Below are 25759 nucleotides of genomic sequence, written 5' to 3' on the forward strand. Positions count from 1 at the left end.
ATGAACCGTTAAGTTCTTTTTAACGTTTTGTTTAAGCTGACTTCTTCATCGAAAACCGCTCCTTATTCAGTCGCTGTTTTCGATGTTTGCACGACCTTTTCGATTTCTCGCTTCGCTTTGCTTGCGACAAATCGGGTCTTTGCTTCAAGTCAAGCCCTCGACATATTAGTATCGGTCCGCTGAATACATTACTGTACTTACACTCCCGACCTATCAACCTCGTCTTCTCCAAGGTGTCTTACTAGATTGCTCTATGAGAGATCTCATCTTAAGGCTGGTTTCACGCTTAGATGCTTTCAGCGTTTATCCTTTCCGAACGTAGCTACCCAACTATACCTCTGGCGAGATAATTGGTACACCATTGGTTCGTCCACTCCGGTCCTCTCGTACTAGGAGCAGCCCCCTTCAAATCTCTTGCGCCCGCGATGGATAGGGACCGAACTGTCTCACGACGTTCTGAACCCAGCTCACGTACCACTTTAATGGGCGAACAGCCCAACCCTTGGGACCGACTTCAGCCCCAGGATGTGATGAGCCGACATCGAGGTGCCAAACCTCCCCGTCGATATGGACTCTTGGGAGAGATTAGCCTGTTATCCCCAGGGTAGCTTTTATCCGTTGAGCGATGGCCCTTCCACTTGGATGCCACCGGATCACTAAGCCCTACTTTCGTACCTGATTGCCGTGTTTGGCTCTCAGTCAAGCTCCCTTCTGCCTTTACACTCTTCGCGCGATTTCCGGCCGCGCTGAGGGAACCTTTGGGCGCCTCCGTTACTCTTTGGGAGGCGACCGCCCCAGTCAAACTGCCCGCCTGACACTGTCCCGAGTTTCGTTACTCCTACGGTTAGAATTCCGATACATCAAGGGTGGTATCCCAACGGCGGCTCCACGAAGACTAGCGTCCTCGCTTCCATGCCTCCCACCTATCCTGTACGTGATGTATCAGAACCCAATGTCAGGTTACAGTAAAGCTCCATGGGGTCTTTCTGTCCAGTCGCGGGTAACCTGCATCTTCACAGGTACTTCAATTTCACCGGGTCCCTCGTTGAGACAGTGCCCAAATCGTTACACCTTTCGTGCGGGTCGGAACTTACCCGACAAGGAATTTCGCTACCTTAGGACCGTTATAGTTACGGCCGCCGTTCACCGGGGCTTCGGTCGAATGCTTTGGATTGCTCCGGACATCCTTCCTTAACCTTCCGGCACTGGGCAGGTGTCAGCACCTATACGTCAGATTTCTCTTTAGCAGGCACCTGTGTTTGTGGTAAACAGTCGCTTGGGCCTCTTCTCTGCGACCGCCTCATGCTCCGTCTGTTCAGACTTCACAACAGCGGCTACCCTTATCCCGAAGTTACGGGTACATTTTGCCGAGTTCCTTAACGAGGGTTCTCCCGCGCACCTTAGGATTCTCTCCCCGCATACCTGTGTCGGTTTACGGTACGGGCGGTAATTCTCTAACTAGAAGCTTTTCTCGACAGTGTGGGGTCAGCAGCTTCAGTTCCGTTTCCGGAACCTCCACATCACGCCTCAGACTCACAGGACGCGGATTTGCCTGCGTCCCATCCTACACGCTTGTACAGGAACAACCAATCTCCTGCCTGCCTGCCCTCCTGTGTCACTCCATCGCTCAAACAATCATTACCGGTACTGGAATATCTGCCAGTTGTCCATCTCCTACGCTCCATGCCTCGGATTAGGTCCCGACTTACCCTGGGACGACGATCGTTGCCCAGGAATCCTTATGCTTTCGGTGGAATGGATTCTCACCATTCTTTTCGCTACTCATACCAACATTCTCACTTCTGTGAAGTCCACCGTTCCTTACAGAACGACTTCAGCCCTCACAGAACGCTCCCCTACCCCACGACATATGTCGTAGCCACAGCTTCGGTTTCGTACTTTAGCCCCGGTAATCTTCGGCGCAGGGTCTCTCGACCAGTGAGCTATTACGCACTCTTTAAATGGTGGCTGCTTCTAAGCCAACATCCTGGTTGTTTTAGAGACCCCACATCCTTTTCCACTTAGTACGACATTGGGGACCTTAGCTGGTGGTCTGGGCTGTTTCCCTTTTGACCACGGATCTTATCACTCGTAGTCTGACTCCCAAGCTCTACAGTATAACCATTCGGAGTTTGACAGGGTTCGGTAACCTTTATGGCCCCTAGCCCGATCAGTGCTCTACCGCCTATACTTACTACTTGAGGCTAGCCCTAAAGCTATTTCGGGGAGAACCAGCTATCTCCGCGTTCGATTGGAATTTCACCTCTACCCACATCTCATCCTAAAGCTTTTCAACGCTCACAGGTTCGGTCCTCCACGCAATTTTACCTGCGCTTCAACCTGGACATGGGTAGATCACTGCGGTTTCGGGTCTACGTACACTAACTATCCGCCCTCTTAAGACTCGCTTTCGCTTCGGCTCCGTGTCTTCCACTTAACCTCGCTAGTGCACGTAACTCGTTGGTTCATTCTTCAATAGGCACGCCGTCGCTTTCGCTCCGACTGCTTGTAGACATACGGTTTCAGGTTCTCTTTCACTCCCCTCCCGGGGTTCTTTTCACCTTTCCCTCACGGTACTATGCGCTATCGGTCGCCATTCAGTGTTTAGGGTTGGAGGGTGGTCCCCCCGGCTTCCCACAAGATTCCTCGTGCCTCGTGGTACTCTGGATACTGCTCATCTCTCCGGTCTTTAACCTACGTGGCTTTTACACTGTATTGCCTACCTTTCCAGGTAGTTCGGATAGACCATTGAGACTAAATGCAGTCCTCAACCCCGGCGAGCCGTAGCTCACCGGTTTGCCCTCTGCCCTCTTCGCTCGCCGCTACTGTGGGCATCTCGTTTGATTTCTCTTCCTCCGGGTACTTAGATGTTTCAGTTCCCCGGGTTCCCTTCCTTTCGGATACCTGCCCATGACGGCAGGTGGGTTTCCCCATTCGGACATCTACGGATCAATACTTGCTTGCAGTTCCCCGTAGCTTTTCGCAGCTTACCGCGTCCTTCATCGGCTGATGGCGCCTAGGCATCCGCCGTATGCCCTTAGTAGCTTGACTTTTTCAGCTTACTAAGAACTTTGCGTTCCTAGATCTCGTTAACTCATTCTCTTTGCTTTCGCATTGATTAGAGGTGCCTTGTCATCTCATCAACAACAAGGACTTTTATTCTTCTGTTTGAAGTTTTCAAGGTACAATAGAAGGTTTTTTGAACCTTCAAAACTAAACATCAACCTAAGCGAATGTGCGTCGACTTGTCGTACGAACAAGTTTCCCCGTTCATGTACTCCATAGAAAGGAGGTGATCCAGCCGCACCTTCCGATACGGCTACCTTGTTACGACTTCACCCCAATCATCGGCCCCACCTTAGACGGCTGGCTCCTTACGGTTACCCCACCGGCTTCGGGTGTTACCAACTTTCGTGGTGTGACGGGCGGTGTGTACAAGGCCCGGGAACGTATTCACCGCAGTATGCTGACCTGCGATTACTAGCGATTCCGACTTCATGCAGGCGAGTTGCAGCCTGCAATCCGAACTGGGATCGGGTTTCTGGGGTTTGCTCTGCCTCACGGCTTCGCTTCCCTCTGTTGCCGACCATTGTAGTACGTGTGTAGCCCAAGACATAAGGGGCATGATGACTTGACGTCATCCCCGCCTTCCTCCAAGTTGTCCTTGGCAGTCTCCTATGAGTCCCCGGCATTACCCGCTGGTAACATAGGATAGGGGTTGCGCTCGTTGCGGGACTTAACCCAACATCTCACGACACGAGCTGACGACAGCCATGCACCACCTGTTTTCATGTCCCCGAAGGGAAAGCTCCATCTCTGGAGCGGTCATTCAATGTCAAGCCTTGGTAAGGTTCTTCGCGTTGCGTCGAATTAAACCACATACTCCACCGCTTGTGCGGGCCCCCGTCAATTCCTTTGAGTTTCATCCTTGCGGACGTACTCCCCAGGCGGGGTACTTATTGCGTTAACTCCGGCACAGAAGGGGTCGATACCTCCTACACCTAGTACCCATCGTTTACGGCCAGGACTACCGGGGTATCTAATCCCGTTCGCTACCCTGGCTTTCGCATCTCAGCGTCAGACACAGTCCAGAAAGGCGCCTTCGCCACTGGTGTTCCTCCCAATATCTACGCATTTCACCGCTACACTGGGAATTCCCCTTTCCTCTCCTGCACTCAAGTCTTCCAGTATCCAGAGCCATACGGGGTTGAGCCCCGCATTTTCACTCCAGACTTAAAAAACCGCCTACATGCTCTTTACGCCCAATAATTCCGGACAACGCTCGCCACCTACGTATTACCGCGGCTGCTGGCACGTAGTTAGCCGTGGCTTATTCGTTTACTACCGTCATTACAGATCATTATTTACAATCTGCACATTCGTCATAAACAAAAGAGCTTTACGGAACGAATTCCTTCATCACTCACGCGGCATTGCTCCGTCAGGCTTTCGCCCATTGCGGAAGATTCCCCACTGCTGCCTCCCGTAGGAGTCTGGGCCGTGTCTCAGTCCCAATGTGGCCGTTCATCCTCTCAGACCGGCTACTGATCATCGCCTTGCTAGGCCGTTACCCCACCAACTAGCTAATCAGACGCAGGCCCATCCTCTAGCGATAGCTTATAAATAGAGGCCATCTTTCACAGCATCCTCATGCGAGATTGCTGTCACATTCGGTATTAGCACCCCTTTCGGGATGTTGTCCCCATCTAGAGGGCAGGTTGCCCACGCGTTACTCACCCGTTCGCCACTAAGAAAGTTCAACACCTAATACTTCAACCACCATGTTAGTTCATGCTTTTAATGCGTAGTAAAAATTGCTTCGCAATTTTTACCGCTACACTTCAGCGGATGAAATACTTGGTGTTGAACTTTCTCCGTTCGACTTGCATGTGTTAGGCATGCCGCCAGCGTTCGTCCTGAGCCAGGATCAAACTCTCCAATAAAGTTTATTGAAGAACTAATCTAGCTCTTATTATTTAAAAAAGAAGTTATTTGACTTGGTCTTGCGCTTTCGCGCTCGACCCGCACATTCGCTTTTTTCTAGGTTCAATGTTCAGTTTTCAAGGTTCAGTGCCTAGCGACTTTGGCTTTTGTTTTGTTGCCGTATCGCGTCGACTTGTATATAATACCATGTGACCCGCATTATGTCAACATCTTTTTTGTTACTTTTTTAACATTTTTTCGTGATACACTAGGATTCGTGGGAAAGCAACTATGCTTGATTATCGCCTTTTTCGGCATCAAAATTTCTTCAAAAAAATCTCAAAAAAGTTAGATTTTCTACCGAAAAACTGCAAAATCTGCGTAAAAAAATGCCTTTTCTTCAAAAAAAATTCCAAGATTTTTTTGCTTTGAACAGCTTTTTTATTTTATACTTTTTAACAGCAATCCGTAAAAATCAAAAAATGGGTTCTTTGTCAAGTTTTGGGGTATTCAAGACTTTAACATCATAGACCTAGACAACACATAATTATTTTTGCAATTCAACTAGCCTCTAGTATATTTATATTGGAGGCTGGTTTTATTTTTCTAAAATAAGACATAGTTATCCTAATGCATTTTCACAATATTTTATTGCAGATACAGTATTCTGTTACGAAACCTATCGAAATTCTGCACACCATAGCTGATTCGCTTCAATACTTTGATTTTATTATTGCTTCCTTCGATAAACCCGTTAGAAACTCTTTCGCCAATTATATTTGCAATTTCAGTCTTACAATTACTAAAAGTCGTAATGCAATGCTGAAATTCAGGAAGTGATAAATCCGCAGCCAACAATAACCACTTTCCCAGTTCTTTTTTTGCTTCAGTTCTTGTTTGTTTCCTGAACACTTCATAAAAACGTTCTTTCAAAACATATGCTTTTTCTAGATCGTAGGATGAGTTAAGCATCCGAGCTAACTCTATTTTATCTTCATCTGTCAGCTTGTATTCCGGCTTAAGCAAAAGATAACGACTTCGCTTGAACCATTTTCTTTTTGTTGCATGAAATTCTTTCTGGATGCGTTTTCTAACATTCTCCAGGCTGTTTATAACTGCTCTGATAACATGAAACTTATCTGCTACTATCTTGGCTTCGGGAAACATGGACTTGGCAACAGACCTGAACAAAGTACTTAAGTCCATAATTATCTTCTTGACCGCAGCACGTTCTTTATATGGATATTCCAAGAAATGTTTACAAAGATTCTCCATATTGCGACTTGGCAGAATATCTATTACTCGATGTTTTACAGGATCTGCAATATTGCACTGGAATTTTTCACCACCGGCATTACCTCTTAATTCATCTATTGATATGCATTCCGGTAACTTAGGATGAGGGTAATTGAGATTGTCGAACCATCTTATTATACTGGTTACAGATACGCCAAATCTCTTAGCTATTGATGAAAAGCTCTGCAAGCAGAAAGTTTCTTTGATTGATTCAAGATAAAGCCTGTCTGGAAAATGGCAATATCTTTTTATATATGGATTTTCTTCAGTAAAAGTAGTATTGCAGTTTTTACAAATATAATGTCTTTTTCTTATTGTGACAATTAACGGCTTGCCTAAAACAACTAAATCTCTAACCGTTTGAAGTCTGTAATCCTTAATATAAGTAGTACTATTACCGCAGTGAGGACAACGATGTTCTTTCACAGGCATCTCTATAAAGGCTTTATATGATCCTGTTGATTAATCTTCCTCAAAGTATTTTGTGTTTACCCCTTTAAAAAAAGGAATGGATTGTGTATAATTGTCATGAAGCATAAGGTGTCTGCTCTCCTTTGTAGATTGTATTGTTTTGGTCGATGATATTTTACTACAATTCCAGCATTTTATGCTTTATTTTTTTGCCTAAAAAATAAGTGTTGGAAGTATTGACTTAATTCAAGTCAATACCCCAACACTTATTATAGAACCCAAAAAATGCGCTCTGCTTTCGCAGAGGGCACGAGAAACCATCTGTTATTTTTCGTAAGTGAAGTTGTTGATATGCGGACGCAGGTCCTCGCCTTCCTGTGCTTCGGCAGACAGAACCGCCTGAACAATGATAGCATTTTCCAGACGTTTCTTTTGCAGACGACAACCATACTCATACGGCTTGGTAATATCGCCGTTAATTAAATCCGCATTGGCGTGGCAGCCACCGCTGCAGAAGAAGCGTGCCCAGCATTTACTGCACTCCGGCTTAGTAAGAACATGGGTATGACGGAACTTTTGCACCATCTCAGGTGTAACGATACCGGTATCCAGAGTACCCATCTTATATTGTTCACGGCCTACAAACTGGTGGCACGGATAAATATCGCCATCAGCGGTAATGCAATAGTATTCATGACCGGCGCCGCAGCCTGCCAAGCGCTTAGCTACGCACGGACCGTTATCAAGTGCTACATTAAAATGGAAGAAGTCAAAGGGATTTCCTTCGTGACGACGCTCCAGATATGCGCGTGCCAGCTTATCGTATTCATCGAAAATTACCGGCAGATCTTCCTCGGTCAATACCCAGGGTTCATCAATGCCTACTACCGGCTCTACGGAAATCTCCTTGCCAACCTTAGTCATATCAAGGACATCCTCACAGAAATGGGTGCTGAAATGGGTATAGGTTCCGCGCAGATAGTAGTTTTTGCCCTCACGGCTGTCAATTACCTTCTTGAAGCCGCGTACAGCTGCATCATAGCTGCCGGCTTTATTCGGGAACGGACGCATAGCATCATGAGTTTCCTTCTTGCCATCCAGGCTCAGAACCAGCATAACACGGTTATCATTGAGGAATTTGATATTATCATCATTCAAAAGAGTACCGTTGGTAGTAAGCGTCAGCTTAATATTCTTACCGGTTTCTTTTTCGCGACGGCGTACATATTCGGTAATATGTACAACAACCGGCCAGTTCATCAGCGGTTCACCGCCGAACATATCCAGTTCCAGATTATGGCGCTTCTTGCTGCCTTCAATAGCAAACTCAATAGCCTTTTCCGCAGTTTCCTTGCTCATGAGCTGACGGCAGCCACCGAAAGAACCGGTGTCGGCAAAGCAATAACCGCAGCGCAGATTGCAGTCATGAGTTACAAGCAGGCACAGGGATTTGACAATCGGCTTTTCGGCAAAAGTCGGCGGTACATCAAAGGAAGGGGTGAAAAGCAGACCTTCATCCTGCAGGCCGTGCATTTCTTCCAATGCATCGCGCAAATCCTCTTCGCTGTATTTATCCTTCAAAGCAGCCATAGCCTCAGCATCGTTGCTGCCATCATAATAATCGAGTAAATCGTAAATAACATCGTCTACAAGATGAACGGCACCGCTGTTGATATCCAGCACAGCCATATTGTCATCAAGACGCATTTTATGTATCAGCATGTATTCCAACCTTTCTTTTTTGCATAGATAGTAAAACAGCCCCCTGCACCAGACAGGGAGCTGCATTAAGCTCAGATATTATTTGCAGTGTTCGCAAACCTGGTTGCCAACGGTGCAGGAAGTTTTGCAAGCGGATTGGCAGGAAGCCGGGCACTCGCCGCAGCCACCGGTACGCAGAGTTTTGTTCAGCATTGCTTTATTAACAGTTTTGATGTGTTTACGCATAACGATTACCTCCGAAAAAATATATTATTACTTGTTTTATTTTACCTTGTTTTTGCCTATTTTGCAAGGATTTTTTTAAATTGCTCATTTACAAATACTATTTCGCGACCTATATTCTTCCATTGCATTATCTGTTTTATTATAGCCTGTTTAAACGCTTTTATCCATACAACACCTGTCAGAAAATAATTGCAACACGCGGATAGAAATAATTTAATATTATTTTCTGCTATTTGCTACCCAACCTCAATAATGTATAGTCATGCATTCATAGTAAAATTTCATCGTATATGCTAGAATATTCTTAGTAATTATATAGGAGGTCTGCTTGCTATGAAAATAACACGTATTTTAATCCTTCTGAGCGCTGCCGCCATGCTGACGTATGGTATCTGCAACAGAGAATATCTTGCCGTTTGGCGCAAGGCAGCGACAATTTGTCTGGAGTGTATCGGCATTGGTTAAACGTAAGCTTGTACAAATTTGCACCGCCCTCCTATATAACGGCAATTTTGCAGGCTTTACCGATGGCAATATCTGGAATGGCAGCAGCAAGAATATCTGCCTGCCGGGGTTAAACTGCTATTCCTGCCCCGGAGCCTTGGGCGCCTGCCCGCTTGGTTCGCTGCAAAGCTCACTCAGCGGTGTATTTTTGCGCATTCCCTTCTATGTGCTGGGCTTTATTCTGTTCTTTGCGTTAATCTTTGCACGTCTTATCTGCGGCTGGGGCTGTCTCTTCGGCCTTGTACAGGAATTGCTCTACAAAATTCCTACGCCTAAGCTGCAGCGCAACCGCTTTACCTATCTGCTCAGCTATCTGAAATATTTTATTGCATTGATTTTTCTTCTGCTTTTGCCCTTAGCCTTTTACCATTTCATCGGCAGCGGCGTACCTGCCTTCTGTAAATTTATCTGCCCCGCAGGTACTTTGGAGGCTGCTCTGCCCTTGGCATTTTTCAAGCCGCAGATTCGTGAGCTTTTGGGCCAGCTGTTTATTTGGAAGCTAACACTGCTGTGCCTTACCGTACTGACAGCCATCTTCATCTATCGCCCCTTCTGCCGCTTCATCTGCCCTTTAGGCGCTATTTACGGACTGTTTAATAAAATCTCCCTCTTTGGCATGAAGGTAAATGCCGTAAAGTGCATCAACTGCGACCGTTGTATGGAGCATTGCAAAATGGATTGCCGGCATGTAGGTGACAGCGAATGTATCGCCTGTGGTGAATGCCGCAAGGTCTGCCCGGTAAAGGCAATTTCTCTCGGCAAAAAGTTTTAATTTATATATACCATTTTTCTTTTATTCTTATAAGGAGGTCAACATGAAAAAAATTCTGCTCACCTTATCTATGACTGCGCTGCTATTATTTACCGCAGGCTGCAGCTGTCCTTTTCCCGATAAAACTGCCGACAGCAAACCGCAGATGAACACCGCTGCTGCCTCAGCTGCCGAAGCCGCACCCGATTTCAGCTACAAGGAGTTAGGCAGCGGCAAAACCATGCGCCTGAGTGACTTGAAGGGCAAGCCTGTTTTCATCAATTTTTGGGCTACCTGGTGCCCTCCCTGTGTAGGCGAGCTGCCGCATATTGAAAAGAAATACGCCGAATATAAAGATAAAATGCATTTTGTTATTCTAAGCGTAGATGATAACGAACAGGATCCTGCACGCTTCATCAAAAGCAAAGGCTACTCCTTCCCCGCTGCCTACGGCGACCACCAGGCACTTGGACGAGCCTACGGCATTGACGCTATTCCTGCATCCTACATCATCAGCGCCGACGGCCATATAGTTGCACGTATCGTCGGCAGCATGAACGAATCTTCCCTGGATGCCTTCCTGCAGAAGGCCTTCTAAAAAGCTAAAAGCAGTCCCGCAACCTTTTTATAAGATTGCAAGGACTGCTTTTTTATGCCTTCAGCCAAATGCTGGCCTTATAACCGCGCACACCCAGCATCGCCGCACCAATGCAGAGCACAACATCAGGAATAACCTGCAGAATACCGCAGTACCAGATAACTGCCCACACGGAAATCGGTGCATTGATTATATAATTGGATACTACATAGAACCATACGAGTCCAAACAGATAAACAATTACCATACCAACAAGATTTGCTTCCAACAGGCTACGGAAATTAATTTGCTTAGCCTTGCGCGCCCAGGCACCGTTTACCCATGCCTGCACGATAAAGCCCAGCAGATAACCGAACGTCGGCTGTGCAATATAACCGGGGCCGCCGCCTGATGCAAAAACAGGAATTCCGACCAGGCCCATGACAACATAAGTGCCGACAGCAATCGCGCCCAGACGCGGTCCGAGCAGCAGACCGGCCAGCAAAGTAAACAAAAACTGCAGTGTATAGACATCGGTGCCTACCGGAATTTTAATAAACGTTCCCACAGTAATAAGCGCAATAAACAATGCGCATAAAATCAGTTCCTTCGTACTCAAATGCATATTTTACGCCTCCAAAGCTTCTGTAACCTCTGTTACAGTTCATAGTTTATAGGATACGCCAGTTTTTATTTATTGTCAACCTATTTTATTTTTACAGTTAACATTACTTACAAAAGAAAAGGGAGACAACCGCCTCCCTAAATTTTACTTAGCGCACAAATATGTCGCGCACAATATTGATATCAATGCCCTTAGTCTGCAAAAAGCCAAAGAAATATGCCTGTTCCAGGCGTTTCTTGAAGCCTTCAAGTCCGTTACCGTCATCAGCAACTGTTACGCGGTACATTTCGAAAGGTGCCTTTTGATAGGTAGCCGCCGTATTGACACCTACATGCCCAGTCAGCGCCCTGTAAAAGCCGTATTTTTTCGCCGCAGCAATAACCCTTTCGTTATAGCTGCCGTTAGGATAAGCCAGAGTACGCACGATATAGCCGTCAAATTTTTTCTTCAGCCAATAACGCGACGTATCTGTTTCCCAAACCAGATATTTTTCGTCAATGGCAGCCAGCGGATTATGGCTGTAGGTATGCGAGCCAAGCTCCATGCCGGCAGCAATCAGCTCCTTAATTTCCTGCTCATTCATATGCAGCTCATCGCCGATATCCTTGTTGATGACAAAGAAAGAACCTTTGGCATCATACTTCTTTAGTAACGGCAGCACCACGCTATGATTATTCTTATAGCCATCATCAAAGCTCAAGGCAACATACTTATCTACACTTTTTCCCTGCTGCAAACGCTCTGCCAGCTCTGCTACCGTCACAATCGTATAGCCCTGCTCCTTCAGGTACTGCAAATGCGATTCAAACAGCTCCGGCTTCATAATCAGCGTTTTAGGCCAGTCTGCGCCTTCTTCCGGACCGACAGCGTGATACATCAGTACCGGTGCACCGGTTTTTCTGAAGGCCGCATATTCCTGCTGCCAACGCTCGCCGTTAAGCTTCCATGCAACACCAGCAGCCGCCAAAAGTACGACAACCAGCGCCAGGAATACTAAGCATACTTTCTTAATCATTTATCTGCTTTCTCCAATTCCATACCTAAACCTACTGCAATATCCTGCAGCTTTTTCAAACGATGGTTGATGCCGGATTTGCCCAAACCACCGGAGTATTCTACCAAATCATTTAACGACACATCCGGATATTGCAGACGCAGACGCGCCGTATCCTGCAATCCCTGAGGCAGCTCGCTCAAGCCCATATGCTCATCAATATAATGGATGCAGCTTACCTGACGCACGGCAGCCTTAACCACCTTGTTCAGGTTCGCAGTTTCGCAATTTACCGCTCTGTTGACATTGTTGCGCATTTCTTTGACAATACGGACATTTTCCAGCTCCATCATCGCATTATGCGCACCGATAACGCTCAAAAAGCTGATAATGCTTTCGCCATCCTTCAGATAAACAATGTACTCGTTTTTTCTGTCGGTCAGCTTGGCCTTCAAGGAAAAGCTCTGCATAACCTTAATAATTGTCTGCGCAAAATCCTCGTTGCCTGTCACCATCTCCAGATGGTAATCACTGGCCGGACGGCTGATACTGCCGCCGCCCAAAAAAGCTCCGCGCAAAAAGGTGCGCTTGCCCTCGTGATGCGAGAGCAGCGGATTTTTCAAATCGCCCTCTACGCTCAACAGCTGCAGCTCGTTCAGCGCCTTGCTTACCTGAGGTGCCGGCACTACATGTACCTGATAACGGTTATTCTTCTTCAAACGGCGTGAACGGGTAATAACTACCTCCGTCTGCACCTGATAATTGCTTTTCAACAGCTGCAGTACACGTCTGGCCAAAGCAGCATTTTCAGTAGAAAAGTGAATACCTATATTCATACCGCGGATGACAATCGCACCGCTCATACGCAAAAGACCGAGCAGCTCTGCCTTGTCACCGGTCGCATCGTTAGTTTCTATACGAGATAATTCATTTTTTACATCATTGGAAAAAGACAAGCAGACTCCTCCCTTCTCAGCCGACAAGGCTGCAGCGTCTGGTTTTATTTTTGTTTATACAGCTTCTTCATGCCCGCACGCATAAAGAAGTAATCGAAAAACTGCATGCCGCGTCCAAAAAGACGCAGACGATAAATTAAAGCAATAAGCACACGCGCCAACTTACGCGGATCATGGCGCACCAGATCATCCTTGCTTATCAAGCGCGCCGGCACAACCGTAATCCCCAGACTGCGGATTTTATCAATATCCGGCGTTATAGGACGCGAGCCTTCAGCATCATACTGACGCAGCTGCTCCGAAGTGACATCCTGGGAATTGACAATAGCGTAATCCAAAAACGGTGTACCGACATGATCAATCAACGCCTGCACATGGTCATAAGCACCGTAGCCGTCGGTTTCGCCGGGCTGTGTCATAACATTGCAGATGTAAATTTTGATTGCCTTCGACCGTACAACAGCATCACGGATTCCCTCAACCAAAAGGTTAGGAATAACACTGGTATACAGGCTTCCCGGTCCGAAAATAAGCACATCGGCATTTAAAATTGCATCGATAGCTCCGTTTGCCGCCTGTGCATCCGCCGGCAGCATCATCATCTTCTTAATATGCTTGCGCACCTTGGGAATCTCGGATTCGCCTGTCACAATGCTGCCGTCAGTCATCCGTGCCTGCAGGCGGATATCCTCCAGCGTAGACGGAATAACCCTGCCGCGCACCTTCAGAATCTGACTCGTAGCATTGAGTCCGGCCTCCATGCCGCCCTCGGCCTGCGCCATCGCCGCAATAAACAGATTGCCGAAGCAATGCCCTGCAAGCGGGGAATCGCCCTGAAAGCGATACTGCATCAAACGTTCCATCAGCGGCTCACGGTCAGCAAGAGCTGTCAGGCAGTTACGCAAATCACCGGGAGGAATAATACCCAGCTCCTTACGCAGACGTCCGGAGGAACCGCCGTCATCAGCAGTTGTTACTACGGCCGTACAATTATTGGTGATATACTTCATGCCGCGCAGCAGCGTCGACAAACCGGTACCTCCGCCGACAACGGTGATAGCAGGGCCACGTGTCAGCTTGCGCTGCATAAAAATCGTTTCCATCAATGAACCGTTTTTGTCTGGCACTACAACAGATACTACCGAACTGATTAAGCGGCGTGTTCCGTACACCATAATAGCAAAGCCCACGATAAGAAAGCCCACGCCCATCGTCATAATCAGGCCGTTTGAATAGCGTCCTGTTGTCAGATAGGTCATCTGGAAGAGCAGTTCTTCCGCCTTGCCCATCAGCTGATAATTAAAAAACAAAGCCAGTCCCAAAGCACATAAAAGTACACCTACCGCAAAAAGCAGCAGCCAGCGCTTCAAATTAATGCCGGGACAAAGCCAACTAATCCAACCCATTAGGCCCCTCCCTTACTTTCTGTGAGGAATATCACGATGCGTCACATCAACGCTGTAACCCTTTTCACGCAGATATTCGTACAATTTATTGGCAATAAAAACGCTGCGGTGCTGTCCGCCTGTGCAGCCTACGCTGATAACAAGCTGTGCCTTGCCTTCGTTAATATATTGCGGTACAAGAAAATCAAGCAGCTGCTCCTCCAGCTTAAGATACTGGAAGGTCTGCGGATAGCGGCAGATAAAATCCGCTACCGGGCGGTCGTTGCCAGTCATATTGCGCAGCTCCTCCACATAAAACGGATTCGGCAAAAAACGCACATCCAGAACCAGATCGCTGTCCAGCGGCAGACCATGCTTGAAGCCGAACGAACGCACAACAATGCCCATACGCTCTTTAGAAGAGCCCTCGCCAAACATTTCCGTTACCTTAGCCTTCAGCTGCGCTGTAGTCAGCGTCGAGGTATCAATAATATGCGTAGCCTTTTCGCGCAACGGATCAAGCAATTCACGCTCACAGGTAATATTCTTCAGCAAGGTATTGCGCTCACCCAAGGGATGACGACGACGCGTTTCCTTGTAACGGCGCACCAAAGTCGCATCGGAAGCATCCAAAAACAGCAGCTCGTATTTTTGGCCGCTGGCCTCCATCTCATCCAAAACCTGCAGCAGCTTATCAAAAAAGCGTCCGCCACGGATATCAACAACAAGAGCTACCTTTTCCTCCGAAGTCTGACGGCAAAGCTCCGCAAACTTAGGAATCAAGGTCGCCGGCAAATTGTCAATGCAAAAGAAATTTAAATCCTCCAGGGTACGCACAACCTGCGTTTTGCCTGCACCGGACATACCGGTAATAATAAGAAAGTGTGACTGCATTTTGCTTCACCTCTTTAAAGTCATTAGCAAATTATATTATATCATAAATTTTGCCGTAGAGGGCAGTGCGTCCGTAAATAAATGATGGATTGGTTATGTGGATTGATGATGCGGAAGAAGGTGCGTTATCAAATAAATATGTGCGTCAGAACGTACCGGATTCAAAGAAGCAATCCCGACGGCGTATTTTTCATACGTCGAGGGATTGATGATGCAGAAGATAGTGCGTTATCACGCACATATAAAAAATAAGCAGACTGCTCGCAACTACAGTCTGCTTATCTTTTTGAGATTTTAAGGTGTAAGATTTGTATTAAAAATTCATGGAAAACTAATTAATCAAGATTCGGCATGCTGCGCGGACGATCAAGATCCTTGAGCATCTGCATATCGCGGTCAGTACCACGGCCGGCAGTCGTCAGATAACCGCCGATCATAATGCCGCTTGCACCGCCATTGAGTGCCAATGCCTGCAGGTCACGCAGATTTACTTCGCGACCGCCTGCCGTACGGATTTGTGCCTTCGGTAGAACAAAACGGAAAACAGCGAACGCACGCAGAATTTCCAGCGGCGGCAGCGGTTTGTTGTTTTCAAACGGAGTGCCCGGAATCGGAGTCAGCATATTCAGAGGTACACTGTCAATGCCAAGTTCCTTCAGAGTGAAGGCCCATTCAACACGCTGCTCACGTGTTTCACCAAGGCCTAAAATACCACCGCTGCAAACACGCAGGCCGGCAGCCTGTGCATTTTTGATGGTAACAAATTTATCAGCATAGGTATGAGTGCTGCAGATATTCGGGAAATTGCTGCCTGCGGTTTCCAGATTGGAATGATAGCGGGTTACACCGGCTTTGCGCAGCTCTTTTGCCTGCTCTACAGTCAAAATGCCCAAAGAAGCGCAAACTTCAATGTGCAGTTCTTCTTTAATACGTTTCAGTGTACGGCAGATATTTTCAAAGTCATCGGCTTTGCTCTGTCCGCGACCGCTGGTAACGATGGAGAAGCGTACAGCGCCTGCTTCCTTAGCTTTTTTAGCTGCATTGAAGATTTCCTCTTCGCTCAGCAGACCGTATTCCTTAACACCGGTATGATAATGTGCGGATTGTGCGCAGAACTTGCAGTTCTCGCTGCATTTACCGCTGCGGCCGTTGATGATTGCACAGCAGTCAACAGCATCGCCGGCATATTTTTGGCGAATCTTGTCAGCCATGGCCAAAAGCAGCATGGTGTCGTCATCGCTCACGTTAATCAAAAATTCAGCTTCTTCTTTAGTAATATCCTGACCGTTTAAAACCTTCTCGGCCAGTGTAATAATTTTTTGCATTGTAATTCACATCCCTAACCTTAGTAGTTAACCGACGCTATTCGTTGGTTAACTGTATCTATTATATAGCAGAATTCCGCTTGCGTCAACCGTTAATTTCCAGGAGTTAACTTCAACATAATAAAAAGCGCGCCATGCCGCAAGCCAAAGCTCACAACGCAGCGCGCTATTGCATTAAATATCAGCGAATACCCGCAATACCCAAAATCAAGCCCAAAACACCGCTCATGCACAGTGTACGGATAACACTCATCTTATGACGGATACACCACAGGGAAATCGGCAGCACAATGCAGCCAAGCAAATCAACCTTGGTAAAATCCTTCGGCAAGGTTTCCGTATTCCACAGCGCCAACATTACAAAGCTCAGTCCGGCAGAGCAGATGAGTGCCACAACCGCAGGACGCAGACCGTTCAGAATACCGCGAATCGGACCGATATCACCATATTTGAAGAATAATTTTGCGAGTGCCAGCACGATAAATACAGAAGGGAAAACAAAGCCCACAGTTGCCGCAACAGCACCGGGCAAGCCTGCAACCTTCGTACCGACGAACGTCGCCGCATTGATACCAATAGGACCCGGCGTCATCTGCGAAATCGTAAAAATATCAATAAACTGCGGCATAGTCATCCATGCATGATTTTCAATAACCTCCGCCTGAATCAGCGGCATCGAAGCATAACCACCGCCGACGCAAAAGGCACCAACCTTGACAAAGCTCCAGAAAAGCTCCCAATAAATATACATCTCGCCGCCTCCTTACGCGTACTTCTTGTCACGCAGCAGGAAGAAGCCGATAACAGCATCCACAACGACTGCATACATCAGATTTACATTAAAGAAATAATTGGCAATAAAGGTACCGACAATAATCAAAAGCGGCAGTGCCAATTTTTTCTTCAGCTCTTTTTTGAGCAGGTCAATCGCAACGTTAATAATAATAGCCGTCGCGCCGCACTGCATGCCCTTCAAAACCAGCTGAATATACTGGTTATGTGCAAAGGCATCATAAGCGTAGGAAATAATGCTCAAGGTAATCAGCGGCGGCAAAATAGTTGCCAGCAAAGCAGTAAGCGTACCGCGGATACCGCCAAGCTTGTAGCCCATGCTAATTGCCGCATTGGCTGCCACAACACCCGGCGCAGACTGCGCAATCGCCACAAGGTTCAGCGCTTCCTTATCATCCATCCATTTATACTCATCAACAAATTTGGCCTTCAACAGCGGAATGATTACAAAACCACCGCCGATAGTAAAGGCACTAATTATAAAGGTTGATTTGAACAGCTTCCAGTAAAAATCTTTTTCGGCTGCAGCTTCACCCATTATCAACAGCTCCTTCTGTCCATAGAATGAAATTATTATAGCATATTTGCCAGCAAAAAACATAATTAGGCTGCACTAATAGCTAAAATTTTTTCAGCCGCGGTTTTTTGTAACAAAAAAGCACACCCTGCTACCAAATCAGTAACAGAGTGTGCTATCTATAGCCTACTCAAGCTATATTATACAGTTTTGACATCCGGCCTGCAGATTACATCATACCGGGCATGCCGCCGCCCATCGGAGGCATTGCCGGCATAGCAGCGCCTTCCTTAGCAGGTTTGTCGGCTACGATGGATTCGGTAGTCAGAACCATAGAAGCGATGCTTGCAGCATTTTGCAGTGCGCTTCTGGTAACCTTAGTCGGGTCAACGATACCGGCTTCGATCATGTCAACATACTCTTCAGTCAGAGCGTTGAAGCCATAGCCTTTGCGGCTGCGTTTAATGGTATCAACGATAACAGCGCCTTCCAGGCCAGCGTTGTAAGCGATTTGACGAACAGGCTCTTCAATAGCGCGTTTAACGATTTCTACGCCGGTCTTCTCATCGCCGGTAGCTTTGATTTTTGCCAGAGCAGGCTGTACTTGCAGCAGAGCAGTACCGCCGCCGGCAACAATACCTTCGGCAACAGCAGCGCGTGTAGCGTTCAGAGCATCTTCAATGCGCAGTTTTTTATCTTTCAGCTCAACTTCGGTAGCAGCGCCTACTTTGATAACAGCTACGCCACCGGCCAGTTTAGCCAGACGTTCTTGCAGTTTTTCTTTATCGAAATCAGAAGTGGTTTCCGGAATTTGTGCACGGATTTGAGCAACACGTGCAGCAATAGCGTCTTTATCGCCCAAGCCGTCAACGATAGTAGTCAATTCTTTGGTTACGCGAACCTGACCTGCGCGGCCAAGATCTGCCATGCTTGCGCTGTCCAGCTTACGGCCAACTTCTTCACTGATAACGGTTGCACCGGTCAGAGTAGCGATATCTTGCAGCATTGCTTTACGACGGTCACCGAAGCCAGGAGCTTTAACAGCAACAGCTTTGAAGGTGCCACGCAGTTTGTTGACAACCAAGGTTGCCAGTGCTTCGCCTTCAACATCTTCAGCGATGATTAAGAGTTCGCCGCCGTTTTGAACAACTTTTTCCAGAACCGGCATAATGTCAGCAATCATGGTGATTTTTCTATCGGTAATGAATACGTACGGATTGCTCAGTACAGCTTCCATTTTATCAGCATCGGTTGCCATGTACGGGGAAATGTAGCCACGGTCAAACTGCATGCCTTCAACGGTTTCCAGATGAGTTTCCATGGTCTTGGATTCTTCAACAGTGATAACACCGTCGTCGCCAACTTTTTCCATAGCATCGGCAATCAGGTTACCGATTTCATCATCAGCTGCGGAAATAGAAGCAACTTGTGCTTTTGCAGCCTTGGTTTCAACCTTTTGGGAAACATTTTTCAGTTCGTCAACCAGTACATCAACTGCTTTTTTGATACCTTTTTTCAGAACCATCGGGTTAGCGCCGGCAGCAACGTTGCGCATACCTTCGTTAATCATAGCCTGTGCCAGAACGGTAGCAGTGGTAGTGCCGTCACCGGCAACATCGTTGGTTTTGATGGATACTTCTTTAACCAGCTGTGCGCCCATGTTTTCAAACGGATCTTCCAGTTCGATGTCGCGGGCAATGGTTACACCGTCATTGGTGATGGTCGGTGCGCCGAATTTCTTTTCCAGTACAACGTTACGGCCTTTAGGACCGAGGGTTACTTTTACAGCGTCAGCCAGAGCATTTACGCCACGCTCCAGGCTACGACGAGCTTCTTCATTAAACAGAATTTGTTTAGCCATTTTATATCGCTCCTTTGAAAATTCAATTAAAAATTAATTACAGTTTTTATGTTACTTCTCAATGGTTGCTAAGATATCGCGTTCGCTAAGAATCAGGTAATCCTTACCTTGATGTTTAACAGGAGTTCCGCTGTATTTTGCGAAGATAACTTCGTCGCCAACATTTACTTCGGGTTTAATCAGAGTGCCGTTGTCGCTGTATTTGCCTCTGCCTACAGCCAGAACCTTGCCCTGTTGCGGTTTTTCTTTTACTGCGGTATCCGGCAGGAAAATGCCGCTGGCAGTTTTTTCTTCTACTTCTACAACCTCTACAATTACGTGATCAGCTAATGGTTTTAACATTTTTATAACCCCTTTCGAGTATTCTTACTTACGTGAGAGCAATTTGCTTCTTGGTTATTAGCACTCATTTGTTCCGAGTGCTAACCACAATTCTTATTATATCCATATTAGGAAAAATTGCAAGTACTTTTTCGCTGTTTTTTACAAAATTGTCGCAATTCTGCTTCACGCCCTCAAAAATCGGCTTCAGCGTCCTGTTTTTTTGCTTCTCAGGCCCAAATTTTTGCTTGAACACAAAAAAAGAGCAGTTCACACTGCCCTTTCAGCTCATTGTTGTCTTTTGGCCGCAGCTGCAATAATGCTTTCCGCCAGCTCCTTCAGACTGATACGTTTGGCCATACTGAACTGCTGCATCTTACGGTATGCTTCCTGCTCCGTCATTCCGTGCGCTGCCATCAGGATACCCTTGGCACGGTCCAGCAGCTTACGTGTCTCCAAGCTTTCCTTCAGCTTATCAAGCTCCAGATTAAGCTTATGCATTTCCTGAAAGCGTTTGGCCGCAATCTCCATTGCCGGGAAAAGCTGTTCCTCGCGTACAGGTTTAACCAGATAAGCGATAACGCCTGCATCCGATGCTTTCTCGACAATATCCTGCTGACTGTAAGCTGTCAGCAGCAATACCGGAGCAATATTATCGGCAGCAATAATTTTTGCTGCGGTAATACCGTCCATAATCGGCATTTTTACGTCCATGATAATAAAATCAGGCTTTAACTCTTTAGCCAGCTTTACTGCTTCCTGTCCGTTGGCAGTCTCGCCTACTATTTTATGACCGGCATCCGCCAGCATTTCGCGCAAATCAAGACGCAAAATAGCTTCATCATCTGCCAATAATATTCTCAGTTTATTTAACATCTTCCAGCCCCCCCTTTGGAATTGTTACTAATGCAAGTGTACCGCCATCCTCACGATTCGTCAAGCTAAAGCTTCCCTGCAGGTCAGCTTCCGCCATAGTCTTGATAATTTTCAGTCCTAAGCTTTGACGGTTGCTGTTTAATGAAAAGCCTTCCGGAAGGCCTACACCGTCATCGGCAATTGACAAAACATAACGCTTGCTTTCTTCCGCAAAGCGCACCTTAAGGCTGCCGCTCATCCGGCCTTCGTAAGCATGTTCTATAGTATTCTGCAATAATTCGTTGAGAATCAAAGCGATACTTGTTGCTTTATCTGACGGCAGCTGTACAGGATCTGCTTTGAAATCGGCATGCAGGATAAATTCCGGATGCAGCATGCTGCTGATAATCGCCTGATAAATTCCCTTGGCCACCTTACCGACATCAATCAGACCGGTATCCTGCTGCGAAAGATACTCATGCACAATAGCAATGCTGTTGACTCTGTTGACGCAGTCACGTAGAACTATTTTGGTTTCGTCACACTGCGCGCGACGCTCCTGCAGGCGCAGCAGACTGGCGATGGTCTGCAGATTGTTCTTTACGCGGTGATGAATCTCTTTAATTACAACAGATTTTATCAGCAGCTCCTCGTCCTTTTTGCGCAGCTCGGTAATATCTTGCAAAATAACAATAGCACAACCGGCCTTAGGCCTGGGAATTACCGGCAGAATACGTATGGAAAGCAAAATGCCATGCATCGTAAATTCCTTGCTTTCCGCCGTGCCTGTTTCCATAACCATACCGACCAGCGGCCAATTTATAGCAACATCGTTGGTACGGCAGCCGACAAGATGAGAAATATCCATAACATCAAACATATGACGTGCACGGTTGTTGGCAGCAACAATCACTCTGTTGGCATCTACCACCATAATGCCGTCAGAAGGCCGCAGCCGCTGATAGTTGCTGTTATTGCTCAAATCCTGGCGCAGATTGCACAAAAGCTCCAGTGACTGAGCAATAATAATATCATCGGGAGCAGCACTTTCAAAGCTGACGGCACCGTAGCAATGTCCGCGGCTGTCACGCAGCGGAAAAACCTTCAGACTGTTGAACATGCCCAAAGCCCATTCACGCTTGCCGTTAACAGGCACATTTTTTTGCAGCACACGCGCAACGAGCGGCTCTTCAACCGCACGTACACGCCGACCCGTCATATCCGGGCGCACATTGCCGACCTGTGTCATCGGCTGCTCCTGCTTATAAACATTAAAAAACTTTTTATTCTCTCCCGGCAGATAAATCGTCACAGCAGCATGTGCTATATCTGCCGCCAGACCGAGTACCTGTGGCATAGCTTGTAAACTGTTTCTTTGTTCTGCTGTTAAATTGCTCAGCATGTTTCCCCTCTTCTTCCTGCTGTTGTCCTTTCCACAGCTTTATCTGATTAATCCACTATTTTATCCACTATATCCACAGGCTTTTCCACAACAGTAATGCGCTTATATGTGGATATTGCCCGCTTATCCACAATATCCACAGGCTTATGCACTATAAAAGACACTTGTTTAGCCTAATTTCAAAGATGGATTAGCGTTTAAATCCAATGGACTGAAGCTGCCGGCCTGATACATAAAATAACCGCGGCAGGCAATCATTACAGCATTATCGGTACACAAAATCGGTGTCGGATGCACCAGTTGGGCACCAATCTCCTCCATAGCCTTTGCCAGTGTGTTTTGCAAGGTTTTATTGGCAGAAACGCCGCCGGCCAACACAATTTTATTGTAGCCGGTATGCTGCATAGCATGCACCGCTTCCTTAACAAGTGCATCAACAACCGCACGCTGGAAGGATGCCGCAACATCGCTGCGGTTCACCTCACGGCCTGCCTGCTGCTGATTGTGCAGATAATTGATTACGGCAGATTTCAAACCGCTGAAGCTGAATTCATAAGGCTTGTCCAAACGTGCTACCGGAAAATCAATAGCATGGTCATTGCCGCCCAATGCCAAGCGCTCAATTTCCGGACCTCCGGGATAAGGCAGCCCCATAACACGGGCAATCTTGTCGAAGGCTTCGCCTGCCGCATCATCACGCGTCTGTCCCAAAAGCTCAAAACTGTTATAGCCGGTAACCTTCAGCAGGGCCGTGTGTCCGCCGCTGACAACCAACGCCATGAACGGCGGCTTCAGCTCGCTGTCTGCCAAAAAGTTGGCAAATACATGGCCTTCAAGATGGTTGACACCTATCAACGGTTTGTCCGTTGCCCAGGCCAGCGCCTTGGCAGCCGAAAGACCGACAAGCAGCGCGCCGACCAGACCAGGTCCGTAGGTAACGGCAACAGCATCTATCTGCTCCATGCCGACGCCTGCCTGTGACAAAGCCTCGTCGATAACAGGCATAATATTTTCTATATGCTTACGGGAAGCAATTTCCGGCACAACGCCGCCGAATTTACGGTGAATAACAATTTGGGAGGAGATAATGTTGCTCAGTACCTCACGCCCGTTCTTTACTACAGCAGCCGCAGTTTCATCACAGCTGCTTTCAATACCTAAAATATATACATCCTTCTGCTCTTTATTCATGGCCTGCTCCTTCTTTATACAGCCACATTATAACTGCATTTTCATGATTGTCTTCGTAATAATTCGGACGAATGCCTTCGCTGGCAAAGCCACAGGTCAGATAAACCTTCTGCGCGGCAATATTTCCCTCGCGCACCTCTAGCGTAATAGCCGTAGCGCCAAGCTCCCAGGCCTTGTTGACCAACGCTGCCGTCAGACGTGTGCCATAACCCTGGCCGCGTTCTTCATCAGCAACAGCCACACGGGTAATCTGCGCTTCGCCGGCTGCCAGCCAGAAGCCCGCATAACCGACAAGCTTGCCGGCACATTCCATTACCAGATAGGTAGTCAGCTCGTTGGCTATTTCATTACGCAGCATATTTTCATTCCAGGCATCATAAAAGGATTGTGCTTCTATGGCAACCAAAGCCGGAATATCCGCTTCCGTCATTGCTCTGAAGCTTATTGTTGCTTGTGCTTCTTCTCCCACAATTCCTCAGCCTCCGATCTTCTGATATAGTATGGCTCCAGGCCAAAAATTTTCTTATCGTTTTCTGCATCAAATTCTGCCAAGGCAGCCAATGCTACAGAGCTGCCTTTAGGCATACGCAATGCTTCCGGTGCCACGCTGATAAAATCAGGCAGACCGTTTTTCGCAAGCTTGCTGCACTCGCCCAAAAGCAACGCAGGGGTTCCCTGCAGCGCAATTCTTTCTAATGCTTTTTCCGCACTGACAACCTCAACAGGTGCCAGCTCCACAAGCTCACCGTTGCGCCATTCGTACAAGGCCTGATAAAAATTACCCTTTTGCGCATCCAGCACCGGTGACAGCACCCTGCCCTCAAGCTGGATATTATAAGCCAAAGCCTTTAAAGTATCAACACCGTGCAGGCAGCACTGCCAGCTATAGGCCATAGCCTCTGCCGTTGCCAGACCGATACGCAGGCCGGTAAAGGAACCAGGTCCCATGCTTACAGCCAAAAGCTCGATGTCCTGCTTTTGTACACCGGTACGCTGCAGCAGCTGGTCTAATTGCGGCAGCAAGCCTTCGCTGTGTGTCATCCCCATATTTATCGTATATTCAGCTAAAATTTCCTTATCACGGCATAATGCAATCGTGCACACCTTAGTAGCCGTATCAATTGCCAAAGTCAGCATCTTTTTCTACCTCCCGCAGCAGTTTTTCATATCTTTCACCCTGAGCCTGCAGCACAGCACGACGGCCTTCACCATCATGCAGCAAAGTAATCTGCAGATATTCCTCCGGCAGCTCATCCTTGAACAGTTCAGCCCATTCAATCAATGTTACGCCATCGCCTCCGGCATATTCCTCAAAGCCGATGTCCTCCAGCTCCTCCGGACGGTTGAGGCGATATAAATCAAAATGCCTTATTTCCAGCTCACGCCCCTGATAAACATTCATGATGGCAAAGGTCGGACTGTTAACATCTTCGGCCCCAGCCCCCAAGGCTACAGCAACACCGCGGCTGAGCAGCGTTTTGCCTGCGCCAAGGTCACCGCTCAGGCAGAAAACGTCACCGCTTGCTGCATGCTTTCCCAAAAGCCTTCCCAAGGCTTCCGTTGCAGCGCTGTCCTGCAAATAAAATTCCATAACCAACTCTCCTCACATTTGGCAAGAAAGAAATCCCCTGCCATAGTAATCAATAATTTTAAAAAGCGGCACCAGACTTACCAGTACCGCTTCTTTGTTTTTACAATAAAGTCGTATTACGCGTCAGCGGATCCTCAATATCCATATGACCACTCAAGGTAATAACCTTTTTGCCCTCTATCAGAATCTGCACGCGCTTAATCTCCGGAAACTCTGTCAGAGTATTAGTGATAGCATAGCAAAGCATCATCTCACCATAGGATCCTTGTCCCTTCTTTGCCAGCTCGCGCGTAAAATCAGCGTAGGCGGTGCCGTCCTGCTCTATTTTCAGACTGCGCACCTTAGTACCGATGGGTACAACATCATCCATCTTTGCATCCTGCGGCTTAGTAGTTACCAAGGCAATCAAAGCATTTTCCGGCAAACTTTTGCCGTTATCCTTCATCGTAATTTTTTCCGGCAACAGCTTTTCGCTGCCATCGGAAGCTGCACGATAAACAATAAAGCTGATATCCTTTTTTTCCTGTACCGCAGCTGTTGCTGCATTCTTGGCATCCTCTTTCGGCGGAACATTTTCACTGCAACCGCTTGCTATTACTGCACACAAAAGCAGCATCAATAAAATTAGCTTTCTCATTACT

General features: G+C 47.2%; 23 protein-coding genes and 2 rRNA genes. 3 read left to right on the forward strand and 22 right to left on the reverse strand.

The features are described 5' to 3' along the window. Positions 1 to 145: 145 nt before the first annotated feature. From M5E81_RS08035 to scfA, 5 genes are all read right to left on the reverse strand, one after another. A 23S ribosomal RNA gene (locus M5E81_RS08035) occupies positions 146 to 3051 on the reverse strand. Between the two features lie 234 nt (positions 3052 to 3285). Beyond that, positions 3286 to 4943 (reverse strand): 16S ribosomal RNA (locus M5E81_RS08040). The 16S and 23S rRNA genes sit together here, the layout of an rRNA operon. A gap of 628 nt (positions 4944 to 5571) precedes the next feature. After that, positions 5572 to 6645, reverse strand: coding sequence for an ISL3 family transposase (locus M5E81_RS08045; protein WP_249747249.1), 1074 nt, complete (start codon positions 6643 to 6645; stop codon positions 5572 to 5574). A 309-nt stretch (positions 6646 to 6954) separates the two neighbouring features. Continuing rightward, the gene (gene scfB / locus M5E81_RS08050; RefSeq protein ID WP_249747250.1) at positions 6955 to 8352 is read right to left on the reverse strand and encodes a thioether cross-link-forming SCIFF peptide maturase; all 1398 of its coding nucleotides are present in this window, start codon (positions 8350 to 8352) and stop codon (positions 6955 to 6957) included. Positions 8353 to 8430: 78 nt separating this feature from the next. Continuing rightward, complete coding sequence (gene scfA, locus M5E81_RS08055) at positions 8431 to 8577, reverse strand: six-cysteine ranthipeptide SCIFF (protein ID WP_009145710.1); 147 nt, start codon at positions 8575 to 8577, stop codon at positions 8431 to 8433. 333 nt (positions 8578 to 8910) lie between these two features. Here scfA and M5E81_RS08060 point away from each other — a divergent pair, with 333 nt between their 5' ends. From M5E81_RS08060 to M5E81_RS08070, 3 genes are read left to right on the forward strand one after another with little or no spacing between them, the layout of a single operon-like run. Continuing rightward, the gene (locus tag M5E81_RS08060) at positions 8911 to 9042 is read left to right on the forward strand and encodes a CD1871A family CXXC motif-containing protein (RefSeq protein ID WP_021719506.1); all 132 of its coding nucleotides are present in this window, start codon (positions 8911 to 8913) and stop codon (positions 9040 to 9042) included. Further along, positions 9035 to 9853, forward strand: coding sequence for a 4Fe-4S binding protein (locus M5E81_RS08065; RefSeq protein ID WP_249747251.1), 819 nt, complete (start codon positions 9035 to 9037; stop codon positions 9851 to 9853). Before M5E81_RS08060 ends, M5E81_RS08065 begins: the two co-directional genes overlap by 8 nt. A 43-nt stretch (positions 9854 to 9896) precedes the next feature. Continuing rightward, entirely contained in the window at positions 9897 to 10430 is a 534-nt protein-coding gene (locus M5E81_RS08070) for a TlpA family protein disulfide reductase (protein ID WP_249747252.1), read from the forward strand. Between the two features lie 52 nt (positions 10431 to 10482). On the opposite strand, the gene M5E81_RS08075 is transcribed toward M5E81_RS08070, so the two are convergent. The 17 genes from M5E81_RS08075 to M5E81_RS08155 form a co-directional block, all read right to left on the reverse strand. Then, the gene (locus M5E81_RS08075) at positions 10483 to 11034 is read right to left on the reverse strand and encodes a biotin transporter BioY (RefSeq protein ID WP_249747253.1); all 552 of its coding nucleotides are present in this window, start codon (positions 11032 to 11034) and stop codon (positions 10483 to 10485) included. A gap of 148 nt (positions 11035 to 11182) precedes the next feature. Further along, positions 11183 to 12049, reverse strand: a complete 867-nt coding sequence (locus M5E81_RS08080) for a polysaccharide deacetylase family protein (RefSeq protein ID WP_009145706.1) — start codon at positions 12047 to 12049, stop codon at positions 11183 to 11185. Next, on the reverse strand, positions 12046 to 12984 hold the full coding sequence (gene whiA / locus M5E81_RS08085; RefSeq protein ID WP_040565143.1) for a DNA-binding protein WhiA: 939 nt from the start codon (positions 12982 to 12984) through the stop codon (positions 12046 to 12048). Before whiA ends, M5E81_RS08080 begins: the two co-directional genes overlap by 4 nt. 44 nt (positions 12985 to 13028) lie before the next feature. Continuing rightward, a complete protein-coding gene (locus tag M5E81_RS08090; protein WP_249747254.1) occupies positions 13029 to 14390 on the reverse strand; it encodes a gluconeogenesis factor YvcK family protein in 1362 nt (453 codons plus the stop codon). A 12-nt stretch (positions 14391 to 14402) separates the two neighbouring features. Further along, entirely contained in the window at positions 14403 to 15263 is an 861-nt protein-coding gene (gene rapZ / locus M5E81_RS08095) for an RNase adapter RapZ (RefSeq protein WP_009145703.1), read from the reverse strand. A 335-nt stretch (positions 15264 to 15598) separates the two neighbouring features. Further along, positions 15599 to 16588, reverse strand: coding sequence for a biotin synthase BioB (bioB, locus tag M5E81_RS08100; protein WP_009145701.1), 990 nt, complete (start codon positions 16586 to 16588; stop codon positions 15599 to 15601). 181 nt (positions 16589 to 16769) lie between these two features. Further along, positions 16770 to 17339, reverse strand: coding sequence for a chromate transporter (locus M5E81_RS08105; RefSeq protein ID WP_009145700.1), 570 nt, complete (start codon positions 17337 to 17339; stop codon positions 16770 to 16772). Between the two features lie 12 nt (positions 17340 to 17351). After that, entirely contained in the window at positions 17352 to 17918 is a 567-nt protein-coding gene (locus M5E81_RS08110; RefSeq protein ID WP_040565140.1) for a chromate transporter, read from the reverse strand. Between the two features lie 208 nt (positions 17919 to 18126). Next, entirely contained in the window at positions 18127 to 19758 is a 1632-nt protein-coding gene (gene groL / locus M5E81_RS08115; RefSeq protein WP_009145698.1) for a chaperonin GroEL, read from the reverse strand. A 51-nt stretch (positions 19759 to 19809) separates the two neighbouring features. After that, positions 19810 to 20100: a co-chaperone GroES gene (gene groES, locus M5E81_RS08120; protein ID WP_009145697.1), complete on the reverse strand. Its 291-nt coding sequence runs from the start codon at positions 20098 to 20100 to the stop codon at positions 19810 to 19812. A gap of 267 nt (positions 20101 to 20367) precedes the next feature. Then, on the reverse strand, positions 20368 to 20955 hold the full coding sequence (locus M5E81_RS08125) for an ANTAR domain-containing response regulator (protein WP_249747255.1): 588 nt from the start codon (positions 20953 to 20955) through the stop codon (positions 20368 to 20370). Beyond that, positions 20945 to 22336 carry a sensor histidine kinase gene (locus tag M5E81_RS08130; protein WP_009145694.1) on the reverse strand — a complete coding sequence of 464 codons (1392 nt, stop codon included), beginning with the start codon at positions 22334 to 22336 and terminating at the stop codon, positions 20945 to 20947. Before M5E81_RS08130 ends, M5E81_RS08125 begins: the two co-directional genes overlap by 11 nt. A gap of 168 nt (positions 22337 to 22504) precedes the next feature. After that, the gene (tsaD, locus tag M5E81_RS08135; RefSeq protein WP_210684789.1) at positions 22505 to 23527 is read right to left on the reverse strand and encodes a tRNA (adenosine(37)-N6)-threonylcarbamoyltransferase complex transferase subunit TsaD; all 1023 of its coding nucleotides are present in this window, start codon (positions 23525 to 23527) and stop codon (positions 22505 to 22507) included. Next, complete coding sequence (gene rimI, locus M5E81_RS08140; protein WP_249747256.1) at positions 23520 to 23996, reverse strand: ribosomal protein S18-alanine N-acetyltransferase; 477 nt, start codon at positions 23994 to 23996, stop codon at positions 23520 to 23522. Before rimI ends, tsaD begins: the two co-directional genes overlap by 8 nt. After that, positions 23969 to 24664: a tRNA (adenosine(37)-N6)-threonylcarbamoyltransferase complex dimerization subunit type 1 TsaB gene (tsaB, locus tag M5E81_RS08145; protein ID WP_009145691.1), complete on the reverse strand. Its 696-nt coding sequence runs from the start codon at positions 24662 to 24664 to the stop codon at positions 23969 to 23971. Before tsaB ends, rimI begins: the two co-directional genes overlap by 28 nt. Further along, on the reverse strand, positions 24645 to 25118 hold the full coding sequence (gene tsaE / locus M5E81_RS08150; protein WP_249747257.1) for a tRNA (adenosine(37)-N6)-threonylcarbamoyltransferase complex ATPase subunit type 1 TsaE: 474 nt from the start codon (positions 25116 to 25118) through the stop codon (positions 24645 to 24647). The genes tsaB and tsaE overlap by 20 nt, the downstream gene beginning before the upstream one ends. Before the next feature lie 100 nt (positions 25119 to 25218). Beyond that, positions 25219 to 25755, reverse strand: coding sequence for a GerMN domain-containing protein (locus tag M5E81_RS08155; protein WP_249747258.1), 537 nt, complete (start codon positions 25753 to 25755; stop codon positions 25219 to 25221). Positions 25756 to 25759 lie beyond the last annotated feature (4 nt).

This window comes from Phascolarctobacterium succinatutens, from assembly GCF_023497905.1.
GTDB lineage: Bacteria > Bacillota > Negativicutes > Acidaminococcales > Acidaminococcaceae > Phascolarctobacterium_A > Phascolarctobacterium_A succinatutens.

What these genes read in the sequence shown, in the direction of transcription:
- scfB (WP_249747250.1), bottom strand. Translation starts at nt 8,352, where the DNA reads ATGCTGATACATAAAATGCGTCTTGATGACAATATGGCTGTGCTGGAT.
- scfA (WP_009145710.1), bottom strand. Translation starts at nt 8,577, where the DNA reads ATGCGTAAACACATCAAAACTGTTAATAAAGCAATGCTGAACAAAACT.
- M5E81_RS08060 (WP_021719506.1), top strand. Translation starts at nt 8,911, where the DNA reads ATGAAAATAACACGTATTTTAATCCTTCTGAGCGCTGCCGCCATGCTG.
- M5E81_RS08070 (WP_249747252.1), top strand. Translation starts at nt 9,897, where the DNA reads ATGAAAAAAATTCTGCTCACCTTATCTATGACTGCGCTGCTATTATTT.
- M5E81_RS08075 (WP_249747253.1), bottom strand. Translation starts at nt 11,034, where the DNA reads ATGCATTTGAGTACGAAGGAACTGATTTTATGCGCATTGTTTATTGCG.
- M5E81_RS08080 (WP_009145706.1), bottom strand. Translation starts at nt 12,049, where the DNA reads ATGATTAAGAAAGTATGCTTAGTATTCCTGGCGCTGGTTGTCGTACTT.
- M5E81_RS08090 (WP_249747254.1), bottom strand. Translation starts at nt 14,390, where the DNA reads ATGGGTTGGATTAGTTGGCTTTGTCCCGGCATTAATTTGAAGCGCTGG.
- rapZ (WP_009145703.1), bottom strand. Translation starts at nt 15,263, where the DNA reads ATGCAGTCACACTTTCTTATTATTACCGGTATGTCCGGTGCAGGCAAA.
- bioB (WP_009145701.1), bottom strand. Translation starts at nt 16,588, where the DNA reads ATGCAAAAAATTATTACACTGGCCGAGAAGGTTTTAAACGGTCAGGAT.
- M5E81_RS08105 (WP_009145700.1), bottom strand. Translation starts at nt 17,339, where the DNA reads ATGTATATTTATTGGGAGCTTTTCTGGAGCTTTGTCAAGGTTGGTGCC.
- M5E81_RS08110 (WP_040565140.1), bottom strand. Translation starts at nt 17,918, where the DNA reads ATGGGTGAAGCTGCAGCCGAAAAAGATTTTTACTGGAAGCTGTTCAAA.
- groL (WP_009145698.1), bottom strand. Translation starts at nt 19,758, where the DNA reads ATGGCTAAACAAATTCTGTTTAATGAAGAAGCTCGTCGTAGCCTGGAG.
- groES (WP_009145697.1), bottom strand. Translation starts at nt 20,100, where the DNA reads ATGTTAAAACCATTAGCTGATCACGTAATTGTAGAGGTTGTAGAAGTA.
- M5E81_RS08125 (WP_249747255.1), bottom strand. Translation starts at nt 20,955, where the DNA reads ATGTTAAATAAACTGAGAATATTATTGGCAGATGATGAAGCTATTTTG.
- M5E81_RS08130 (WP_009145694.1), bottom strand. Translation starts at nt 22,336, where the DNA reads ATGCTGAGCAATTTAACAGCAGAACAAAGAAACAGTTTACAAGCTATG.
- tsaD (WP_210684789.1), bottom strand. Translation starts at nt 23,527, where the DNA reads ATGAATAAAGAGCAGAAGGATGTATATATTTTAGGTATTGAAAGCAGC.
- tsaB (WP_009145691.1), bottom strand. Translation starts at nt 24,664, where the DNA reads ATGCTGACTTTGGCAATTGATACGGCTACTAAGGTGTGCACGATTGCA.
- tsaE (WP_249747257.1), bottom strand. Translation starts at nt 25,118, where the DNA reads ATGGAATTTTATTTGCAGGACAGCGCTGCAACGGAAGCCTTGGGAAGG.
- M5E81_RS08155 (WP_249747258.1), bottom strand. Translation starts at nt 25,755, where the DNA reads ATGAGAAAGCTAATTTTATTGATGCTGCTTTTGTGTGCAGTAATAGCA.